Consider the following 9738-nt stretch of genomic DNA (forward strand, 5'->3'; position numbering starts at 1 on the left):
GGCCGAGCCCGCCGGAGCGGACCGGCTGCCCGCGCTGATCGACCTTGTCGGCCGCACCCGGGCCTACGCCCTGCGCAGCATCGGTACCGCGCCTTGCACCACCGGAGAGCTCGCCCATCGGTTGGCGATCTCACCTGCGAGCGCCAGCGAGCACGCGACGGTGCTTCGCGGAGCGGGGCTCGTCTTCACCGTCCGTCAAGGTCGAACCGTGCGGCACCACCTCACCGCGCTGGGGGAACAGATGCTCAGCGGAACAGTCGCCGCGCCGTCCCAGGCGACTGCCGTCGCGGAGCGCCTGGCCGTGCAGCACAAGGGCCGCCAACCTCCGCGGACGGGGCCGAGGTCGTTCGTCCGGTAGGGGAGTGGTGCCAGGTCGGCCGGCGCGGCCCCGAGGACGGTCGCGATCCCGGCTGCGTGGCCTCGTAGATCATGCCCGAGCGCGGGCGGGACCGACCCGACCGGCAGCACCGGACAGCGCAGCGACATCGACCGCCTCGACGCCTGCCTCCGCTCCGGACCTTCAACCGAACAGCGCTTCCGCCCGGTGTCGCGTCCACGTGGCGCGGCTGGTCAAGTCCTTGGCGCGCACGTCCAAGACTCGACCGGTGCCGGCGAGCAAACTTATGCCGTCACTTCGCTACACGCGCCGACTATTTGGAGGATCGCCATGGGTAAGCTCGTCGTCTCGATGTTCACCACACTGGACGGTGTCATTGAACGGCCGGATCGCTGGGCGTTCCAGTTCGCAAGTGCCGACTCGATGGAGCAGGGCCTGCGCCAGTTGCACGACGCCGAGGCGTTGCTGCTTGGCCGCGTCACGTACGAAGGATTCGCGGCGTCCTGGCCGAACATGACCGACGAGGCGGGATACGCCGACAAGATGAACACGATGCCCAAGTACGTCGTGTCCACCACCCTGGGCGAGCCCACCTGGAACAACACGACGGTCATCGCCGACGACCCGGCCGCCCGGATCGGGAAGGTGAAGACCGACCTGAGCGGGGATCTACTCGTCTTCGGCAGCAACGCGCTCGTCACCCGGCTGCTGCCACACGGGTTGATTGACGAGATACGCCTGGTGACCTACCCGGTCGTGGTCGGGGACGGCACGCGCCTGTTCGCCGGCGGCGACGGGATGGCGTCGTTCCGGCTGCTGGACACCACCACGTTCCAGTCCGGCGTCGTGGTGCTGACCTACGCACCGGTCAACGAGCAGGGCGCGGCTGCGACATCGGCCTGAACGACGTCGCCGGCGAAGCGAATGACTCGCCACGTTCGGAGGCGGAGCGAGGAGCGCGCCTGTCGGTTGCCGGTGCGGCGGCGAGCACCGCGCCGCCAGGCATCGAGGTGGTGTGCTGCCGCGCGACCGCCCGGGTCAGTCGGAGAACACCAGACTCTCGGCGTGGGCGGTCACCTCGGCGATGGTCGGCGGCGCGGTGAGCAGGCCGGCGGTCCGTTCCGCGGCCGGATCGCCGGCGCGGTGACACCCCGCGATCGCAGCGGCCGGGTCGTACCCGGTTCTCCATAGCTGGACGCCCGGACCGAACAGCGCCCAGTACGCGGTGCCCGGTACGCCGTCGTGGTACGGCAGGCCCACGCTACCCGGATTGACGTTACGCAGGCCGGCCACGGTCCGGTCGAACTGGATGTGCGAGTGGCCGCTCGCGAGCACCGGTTCGGCGAACAGGGGACGGATCCCTGCCAGCCGCTCGGGTGTCGTGCTGGGCGTGAGGAGTTCGGTGTCGTTGAGTGGCGAGCCGTGGCAGAACCGGACCGCGCCAAGTCCGGTGACCTCGATGAACACCGTGAACGGGAACGCCGCCAGCCAGTCGAGGGTCGCGGTGGAGTGTTGCGCGGGCATCCAGTCGTCGCGCGGTGAAGCGGCGGCTCGGCCACCGCGCGCCAGCTCCACCACGGCGCGGTCGGCGTTGCCGCGCACCAACACCGCCCGGTTCCGAGCCACTGGACGACTTCGGCGGTCCGTTGCGGCTCCGCCCCCCAGGTCAGGTCGCCGCAGAAGACGACCAGGTCCGCCGAGCGTACGAGTACCGCCGTCAACACCGGCACGTTGGCGTGTACGTCGGACAGCACGATGAGGCGTTCCACGGGTCCGAATCGCGATGCCGGTCCTTTCCCCTTGGCGGCGGCGTGCCATGCGGGGTTCACGGTCCGGCGGGCGGACTCAGCCATCGCAGTCGATCCTCATGCCGGAGGCGACCACCTGGGACGGTCGGGTCGCGATGGTGACCGTCAGTGTGGCCACGCACGGCGACCGGATCGTGGACGTGGGCGCCGAGAGTTTGACTGGCGGCAACAGGGTTGAGCGACATGCGCCGGTAGTCGCTGGGTGGCACGCCGAAGGCGGCCCGGAACAGCCGGCTGAAGTGCGCAGAATCGGGCAGACCCCACCGGGCCCCGACGGCGCCGACCGTCAGGCCGCTCTGTGCCGGATCGGCGAGGTCCTTGCGGCAACGGTCGAGGCGCCGCTGACGGATCCAGGCGCCGACCGAGGTCTGCTCCGGAGCGAAGAGCCGGTGCAGTTGGCGCAGCGAGACGTGGTGTGCCGCGGCGATCACCGCGGGCGTGAGGTCGGTGTTCCCCAGGTGCTGCTCGATGAAGGCCTTCACCTGGAACAGCAGCGCCTGCTGTGACGACTCGACCGGGTCGGAGTACCCGGTGTACTCGCAGAGTGCGGTGCCCAGCAGGTCGAGCAGGATCGTTGCCAGCCGTGCCGCGGTGGTCGGATCGTACTAGCCGATTTCCCGGGCGATGCGACCCAGCATCGGGGCGAGCAGTCCGCCGACCCCGGTTGCGGGCACCGCCGTCGCGGTGAGCCCGGCAACCATGCCCGGCCGGACCGGGAGCAGCTCGTGCGGAAACCCGAACACCGCCAGCTCCACCGCGTCGGTGTAGACCAGATCGTAGGGGCGGCTGAAGTCGTAGACGCCGAACGTGGCGGGGGTGAGGGCCGTCTCCCGGCCGTCCTGGGTCAGGCGCGGGTGACCGCTGATCGGCAGTACCACACGGTACAGGTCCGCGTCACCCTTGCGGATCAGGCCGGGCGTTCGGTGGACACCATGGGGCGTGCTGGTACGAACGTTCGCCACGCCCACATCGCCCAGCCGTCCGGTCGTGATCTCACCGTCCAACGGCACATCCGGGTCGATCCGCATGTCCAGCGGGCCGAGGGTGTCGCAGACGATGGACCGCCACCGTTCGCGCCGCTCGGCTGGCGGTGTGTCCGCGGTTCTGACGACCGTGAGCACTGATAGACCTCCCTGACCCGTGCCGGCAACGGTAGCGGCCGGCGGACGAGGTTCGGCGCCCGCAGCGAACGCGATCATCAGCCGCGGGCGCCCGGTCCGGTCGGCCATTGACCCGGTCCCGCCCCAGCGGTCCGCACGGGCCGAATCGTCCGCGGTGAAATGGATTCGGATGCTGGCCCCCGGAACGGCCGCACGTTGCTACCTGACCCTACGAAAGGCCGTCGATGGGCGTAGGCCCCGACCCGGACCCTTCGGCTAGGGCCGAACGGTGTTGCCCGATGCGGAACGTAGGTCAAACAATCATCTCGATTGGACCGACGGCGTCGCGACCGCGGTAAGTGTCGATGCTGGTGGCCGAACGAGAGAAAGCACCGCGCCGGGCGCTGCTACTTGGATACGCCGGATGATTACGGCCGGAGCCACAAGAATCGACGGTAATCCTTCGAGGTTTCTGGACCAGAGCAGGGCAGGACTCGCCGACAGCAGGGAGAAGTGAATGAAATCGATACGGACAGCGGCCGTTTTAGCGGCGGCGACCCTCGCGCTCGTACTGGGCGTAGCCACACCGGCAAGCGCCGACGCCTACTCGTACAACGGATATGGGTCGGCGAACTTCCAGAGCAACGGGGACTACATCACCCTCACCCACTTCACCTACGAAGAATACCCCGGCGTCTATGCGTCGTACGCCGAGTGGTACACCAACTACGGGCGTACCGGCTACTGCGGAGACAGCATCGGCGGGCGGATCGGCTGTGACGAGGACGTGGCGGAAAACCGGTACATCACTATCCGGGTCTGCAGCCGGTACGGGACGTTCAACCAGGTCATCTGCGGCAACTGGGATACCTCGCGGACCTGACACCATCGGCACGCCACCGGCCAGCATGACGGCAGCCGCACCTTCGCACGGGAGGTGCGGCCCGCCCGTCAACCGCGCAGGTAGGGTCGCCCCGGCGTGCTTGGCGACGTTGGACAACGCCTCGCTGACCACGAAGTACGCGGCCGCCTCGACCGGCGCCGGCAGCCGGCCGGGCAGGTGGATGTCCACGGCCACCGGCGTGGGCAGCCGGTCGGCCACCTCGTTCACCGCTGCCGCCAGGCCGTGGTCGACGAGGACCCGGGGATGGATGTCGCGCACCGCGTCCCGCAGGTCGGCCAGCGCGTGCTCGGCCTCGGCAGCGCCTTGCCGACGAGGCGGCGGCCCGGCCCGTCGGGCAGTTGGTACTTGGCCAGGCCCAGGGTCATGGGTCAGCGCCACCAGCCGCTGCTGCACCCCGTCGTGCAGGTGGCGTTCGATCCGGCGCCGCTCGGTCTCGAAGGCGTCCACCAGGTCCAGCCGGGACCGGCGCAACTGCGCGACCTGTGCCCGAAACTCGTCCCCGCGCGGACCGAGCAGCAGGCGGGCCAGGTCGGCCTGCGCGGCGGCGGCGGTGGTCAGCACGTACGCGCTGAGCACGAACCAGGCGGCTACGGACGTCGAGAACCTCCAGGCCGAAGCGGTCCCACGCGTAATCGGACCCGACCAGATGCTTCCACACCGGCGCCGCGACGAGCGCGAGCGGCAACGCCTCCAGCGGGCTGTCGGCCCGCCACCAGAGCACGCTCACCGTGTCGTACCGGGCGAGGGCCGGGGACGTGGCCAGGACCAGGGTCACCAGCAGGGTTGGCGTGAGCAGGAGCAGGTCCAGCCAGCTGACCAGCAGCGCCAACAGGGCGGTGTAGGCCAGCGCCTGCAGCGCGGCGGGCTCGCGGCGCCGGTAGCGGGCCCGCCGCCACCAGTTCGCGTCCGGCAGCGCCGGGTGCGGGCTGTCCAGGGGCCGCTGGCCGGGGGCCACGCATCAGCCGTAGCCGATGCCGCTCACCCGCGCCCACCGCCACGCCGATCAGCGGCAGCGAGGACAGCATGACGACGCCGATCCAGACCGGGCTGAGTAGGGTGCCGGCCATCACCGCGCCGAGCAGCAGCGCCAGGGCGGCGCCGACCAGCGGGGTGGTGAGCAGGTAGCCGAAGGAACGCCCACGGCCACGATGAGGCGAGAAAGCGCCATGGAGGCCCGGCCAGGGCCGGCCGTGGCGTCTCGGGTGCCGGCATGCCGGAACGGTAACGCGGCGGCGCCGGTTGCGGCGGTAGCGCGGGCGCTACTGCGAAGGTGGCGGGCGGGCCAGCGACACCCGAGCGCAAGGTCATGCGGAGTTTGGGCGGCGCCGGGCCGATCTAGGGGCCTTCTGGCTCAAAGCCTCCGGCCAGAGCGGCCTCGCGCAGTTCCTTACGCCGCCCGCCGGCGACGAGGACCTCCGTGATGACCAGGCTGACACAGACAGCCGCCAGCAAGCCGAGCGCTACCACCGCCGAAAGCTGGCCGGCTGCCGGGATGAGCGCCACCAGCAGCGCTACGGTAATCAGTCGCGGCCAGATGACCCGTCTGAGCAGGCGCGTGATCCGCAGTTGGAAGCCGACGTGGGAGAGCAGGAACAGAGCTGCTCCACCGTAGAGGGCGTAGAGGCCCAGGCCCTCCAGTCGCGCGGCCGAATAGTGCAGTTCGTTGTCTTTGATGATCGTCACCACTTTGTGCAGTCCGAGGGCGAGCAGCATGATGCCGGCGATCATCGGCAGGTGCACATAGCTGTAGGCGTCGCGGGCGTAGGCGACCCGGCGCTGGACGGGGTTCTGGCTCAGCGTCCGCTCGGCGGCGATCGCGACGACGTCGAAATAGGTCCAGCCCAATGCGGCGGCGGTAACGATGGCGAAGACGAGGGCCGCGATGAGCGATCCAGCCATCGGCACGCTGCTACTGATCAGGCCAACCGCTGTGAGCGACTCGCCAAGGGCGACGAGCACGATGAGGCCGTGCCGCTCCGCCCAGTGCCGGGCTGAGATGATGTGCCACCCCCACGACCGCATCACCAGGGCGCGGCCATAGTCGGTGATGATGGCGAGCATCCAGAGCCCGGTCTGGCTCGCCTTGACCAGCCACGGGTCGTGGAACAGTCGCTGCGGCACGACGGCGGCGGAGAACAGGAGGACGGAGGCGGCAAACAGTGGCGCGGCGATCAGCAGGACGACCCGCGGGCCCGTGCCTGGAATGGCGTACCAGCGCAGCGCCAGATGCACCAGCCGAACGACCACGAAGCACGCGACGAACACCATCGGGCCGGAGAGAGCCGCGCCACGGAGGTCGGTGAATGCCTGCCGGACCGCTACCGCCATCACAAGGGTGACCACCGTCACAAACAGCAGCGCGATCCGGATCAGCCCGACCCGAGCCTGGAGGCTGTTGCCCAACCAGGCATAGATGGACCACGTCGACCACAACAGGGCCAGCGCAAGCATTCCGTTCAGCACGCCGTGACTGGTGAAGTCGTCTTCCATCAACGCAACGACCTGGATGAACGCGAGGACGAACACCAGATCGAAAAAGAGCTCCACGCTGGTTACGCCGACGCCCTCGCGTAGCGGTCGAATGCCGCGCGGCGCCCGCACTGACCTGCCATCGGACGCCCCGTCGTTCTCACTCACCACAGCGCAGAGTGTGACAGCTGGCCACACCGAAGATGCCCGAATCACTGATCACGGTCGACCTCTTCGCCGAGATGATCGTTGCCTGGGCCCAAGGAGTCGCCTGGGCGCGGGGCACAAGACAGCGTGAAACGTCGTCAACCAGCAACCAACGATGACAGCCGAGAACACCCTGTGAACAAGTGTCGAAGGCTGTTACCGCTGGTGGCGGGCTAGCGGCTCTTGGTTCCGCTTCAACGTGGCCTTAGCGAGGAATCCCGGTCCCTTCAGGGCCGGGAGGAATCGCGTCACGAGCCTGGACGTTTCTGATTTTCGATGTACTCGCGGATGACGGCTAGGGGTGCCCCACCGCATGATCCGGCGAAGTACGACGGCGACCACAGGTGGCCGTGCATGATGTGCCGGTTGATCCGGCCGGTGAACTCCTGCCGAAGGTAGTGCGCGGAGACGCCCTTGAGTCTGTTGACCAAGGTCGATATCGACAGTTTCGGCGGGTAGTGGACGAGGACGTGGACGTGGTCGTCTTCGCCGTTGAACTCCCGCAGTTCCGCACCGAGCTTGGCGCACACGTCAGCCATGATGTGCCCGCACCGGGTGAGCATGGCGTCATCGAGCACGTCCCGCCGATACCTGGTGACGAAGACAAGATGCACGTGCAGGTCGTGCACGACGCTCCGACCGCGGCGGATATCCGGATCTGGGGTCCATCGGGGTGACATAGACAAGAACGCTAGACTGTGGACGTGAAGGTCGTCGTGCAGGTGTGCCTGTTCCCCAACGCCGGCCAGGAGGCGGCGTTGCGGAACACGCTGAGCCTGTGCAACGAGGCCGCCAATCTCGCCTCGGTGGAGGCGTTCCAGCGGCGAATCCACGCGAAGCAGACGCTCCAGCGACTCACCTACGGCCGTTTGAAGGCCCTGGGCTTGTCGGCTCAGCCGGCGATCCATGTTGCCCGTAAGGTCGCCGGCGCGTACGCCACCCTGAACGCCAACATCCGTGCCGGTAATCTCGGCAAGCCCGGGTCGAAACGCCGCCGCACGGCCGAGGCGAAGCCGATCGGATTCCGTCGGGACGCCGCGCAGCCGTTCGACGACCGCTGCCTGTCCTGGCAGATGCCCACCCGCATGGTCTCCATCTGGACCATCGCGGGGCGGCAGGCCGGTATCCGATTCGGCTGCTCCGCGCAGCAGTACGCGGTGCTGTCCGCCCACCGCAAGGGCGAATCCGATCTGGTGCACCGTGACGGCAAGTGGTACCTGTACGCCACCTGCGACATCCCTGATGTCGAGGTGAAGAAGCCTGACGGATTTCTCGGCGTCGACCTGGGCATCGCGAACATCGCCACCACCAACGACGGGACCCGGCACTGCGGCAAGGGTTTGAACCGGGTGCGTCACCGTAACCAGCGGCTACGGGCCAAGCTCCAACGCATCGGCACCAAATCGGCCAAGCGGCTGTTGAAGGCCCGCCGCCGTAAGGAAGCCCGGTTCGCGGCCGACACCAACCATCGCATCGCCAAGCAGATCGTGACCGAGGCCGAACGCACCGACCGCGGCATCGCCCTGGAGAACCTCACGGGCATCCGCGACCGGGTACGGCTCCGACGGCCCCAGCGGGTCACACTGCACACGTGGGCGTTCCACCAACTCGGCCAGTTCATCGCCTACAAAGCAGCCCGGGTCGGGCTGGCCCTCGTTCACGTCGACCCGGCATACACCTCGCAGGGCTGCTCCACCTGCGGGCACATCGCCAAAGCCAACCGCCCCAACCAATCCACCTTCCGGTGCACGTCCTGCGGCTTCGCTGAGCACGCCGACGTGAACGCAGCCCGCAACATCGCCACACGCGGTGCTACGGACTGGGCAGCAGTCAGCCTGCCGAACGCGGCGTGACCGATACAGCCAGCATCGAGCACGATCTGCAAGCTCGGCCCTTCAAGGCCCGAGAAGCTGACCGTCTGACCCCTATCCACGATTCTGGGCCAGGTGGCCAACGCCGCTAGGACGGCGCACGGAACCAGACAACCCAGCAGACCGCAGAGCGGCATGGCGGCTGCCCAGAACAACCCCTCCACCACAAGGCCGGATGGTAGGCGTTTGCTCGGAGCGGCCCAGAGTCGGTGAGTGACAAACTGGGTGACGATCACGGCGGACACTCGTGGACGGGGACGCTGCCGCCCACGGCGGAGCGGCTCCCGCCGGGCTTTGGGCGAGGTATTGGCGACCGAGGGTCAGGTCCATACACTCACCGCGTGATCCCGCCCGGATACCCCGCACAGGCCCGACCATCGATGGTTCGCCCGCTCTGGTCGCTTGCTGGCCCAACGCTTAGTGCGTTGCTCGCGGCCGGACTCCTCACCGCGCCCATCGGACCGCTGGTCAGCGCGATCACGCGCGACCTCGGACTGTCCACCGCGAGCATGACAGCGACCGTGGTCGCACAGTACGTGGTGGCAACGGTGGCCCTGGTCGCGCCCGGCTACCTGCTCGGCCGGCGGTGGCCCACCGCAATCGCGTTGCCTGCGCTGGCACTCCTGATCATCGGCAGCGTCGTGAGCGCGTTCACGCCGGGGGCGGCACTGTTGGCGGTCGGGCGGGTGATCGTCGGGCTGGGTGCCGGAACCGTGGCCGGCGCCGCCCTCGCCCTGTCCAGTCAACTGGTCCGCTGGCGCTCCCGGGCCCGGCTGGCGCTCGGCCTCGCGCTCGGCGCCGCTCTTCTGCTCGGACCCGTCGCGAGCGGCATGCTGGCGCAGGCGATGAGTTGGCGGACGGTGTTCCTGGCCCACGTGCTGGTGGCCACGGTCGCGCTGTTCACCACCATGGCAAGCGGCATCGCCATGTGGATCATGCGTTCGTCCCGGCCTAGCTGTACTGCCCAGGGACGTTGGTCGAGATTGTGTGACGACACGATCTGATGTCGTAGGCAGGTGAAGGCCTCCGGTTGTGGAGTGGA

Annotated in this window: 11 protein-coding genes and 1 pseudogene; 5 read left to right on the top strand and 7 right to left on the bottom strand. The window is 68.6% G+C overall.

The genetic code is table 11. The annotated features are described in order from the left end of the window. Together AB0G14_RS33795 and AB0G14_RS33800 are read left to right on the top strand one after the other, a co-directional pair. Positions 1 to 358, top strand: a 358-nt coding sequence (locus AB0G14_RS33795; protein ID WP_357704560.1) for a winged helix-turn-helix domain-containing protein, incomplete at its 5' end; no start/stop codon positions are given. Positions 359 to 667: 309 nt separating this feature from the next. Further along, a complete protein-coding gene (locus AB0G14_RS33800) occupies positions 668 to 1240 on the top strand; it encodes a dihydrofolate reductase family protein (RefSeq protein WP_357704562.1) in 573 nt (190 codons plus the stop codon). 135 nt (positions 1241 to 1375) lie between these two features. Here the strand turns inward: AB0G14_RS33800 and AB0G14_RS33805 are convergent, their stop codons facing one another. The 3 genes from AB0G14_RS33805 to AB0G14_RS33815 all read right to left on the bottom strand — a co-directional run bounded on the left by AB0G14_RS33805 (position 1376) and on the right by AB0G14_RS33815 (position 3374). Further along, positions 1376 to 1963 (bottom strand): metallophosphoesterase family protein, encoded by a 588-nt coding sequence (locus tag AB0G14_RS33805; protein ID WP_357704564.1) that lies wholly within the window; start codon positions 1961 to 1963, stop codon positions 1376 to 1378. Positions 1964 to 2162: 199 nt separating this feature from the next. Further along, on the bottom strand, positions 2163 to 2627 hold the full coding sequence (locus tag AB0G14_RS33810; RefSeq protein WP_357704566.1) for a helix-turn-helix domain-containing protein: 465 nt from the start codon (positions 2625 to 2627) through the stop codon (positions 2163 to 2165). Between the two features lie 123 nt (positions 2628 to 2750). Then, positions 2751 to 3374, bottom strand: a complete 624-nt coding sequence (locus AB0G14_RS33815) for a hypothetical protein (RefSeq protein ID WP_357704568.1) — start codon at positions 3372 to 3374, stop codon at positions 2751 to 2753. A gap of 388 nt (positions 3375 to 3762) precedes the next feature. Here AB0G14_RS33815 and AB0G14_RS33820 point away from each other — a divergent pair, with 388 nt between their 5' ends. Beyond that, positions 3763 to 4128 carry a hypothetical protein gene (locus tag AB0G14_RS33820; protein ID WP_357704580.1) on the top strand — a complete coding sequence of 122 codons (366 nt, stop codon included), beginning with the start codon at positions 3763 to 3765 and terminating at the stop codon, positions 4126 to 4128. 267 nt (positions 4129 to 4395) lie between these two features. Here the strand turns inward: AB0G14_RS33820 and AB0G14_RS33825 are convergent. The 4 genes and pseudogenes from AB0G14_RS33825 to tnpA form a co-directional block, all read right to left on the bottom strand. Further along, positions 4396 to 4725: pseudogene (locus tag AB0G14_RS33825) on the bottom strand (histidine kinase); the annotation flags it as partial. 11 nt (positions 4726 to 4736) lie between these two features. Then, entirely contained in the window at positions 4737 to 5216 is a 480-nt protein-coding gene (locus AB0G14_RS33830; protein ID WP_357704570.1) for a hypothetical protein, read from the bottom strand. Positions 5217 to 5484: 268 nt separating this feature from the next. After that, positions 5485 to 6786 (bottom strand): low temperature requirement protein A, encoded by a 1302-nt coding sequence (locus AB0G14_RS33835; RefSeq protein WP_357704572.1) that lies wholly within the window; start codon positions 6784 to 6786, stop codon positions 5485 to 5487. Between the two features lie 287 nt (positions 6787 to 7073). Next, positions 7074 to 7505, bottom strand: a complete 432-nt coding sequence (tnpA, locus tag AB0G14_RS33840; RefSeq protein ID WP_357704574.1) for an IS200/IS605 family transposase — start codon at positions 7503 to 7505, stop codon at positions 7074 to 7076. Between the two features lie 24 nt (positions 7506 to 7529). Here tnpA and AB0G14_RS33845 point away from each other — a divergent pair, with 24 nt between their 5' ends. Both AB0G14_RS33845 and AB0G14_RS33850 read left to right on the top strand, forming a co-directional pair. Further along, positions 7530 to 8678, top strand: a complete 1149-nt coding sequence (locus AB0G14_RS33845; protein WP_357704576.1) for a transposase — start codon at positions 7530 to 7532, stop codon at positions 8676 to 8678. Positions 8679 to 9121: 443 nt separating this feature from the next. Then, positions 9122 to 9700, top strand: coding sequence for an MFS transporter (locus AB0G14_RS33850; RefSeq protein WP_357704578.1), 579 nt, complete (start codon positions 9122 to 9124; stop codon positions 9698 to 9700). Positions 9701 to 9738 lie beyond the last annotated feature (38 nt).

This window comes from Micromonospora sp. NPDC023814 (genome assembly GCF_040639595.1).
Classification (GTDB): Bacteria; Actinomycetota; Actinomycetes; order Mycobacteriales; family Micromonosporaceae; genus Micromonospora.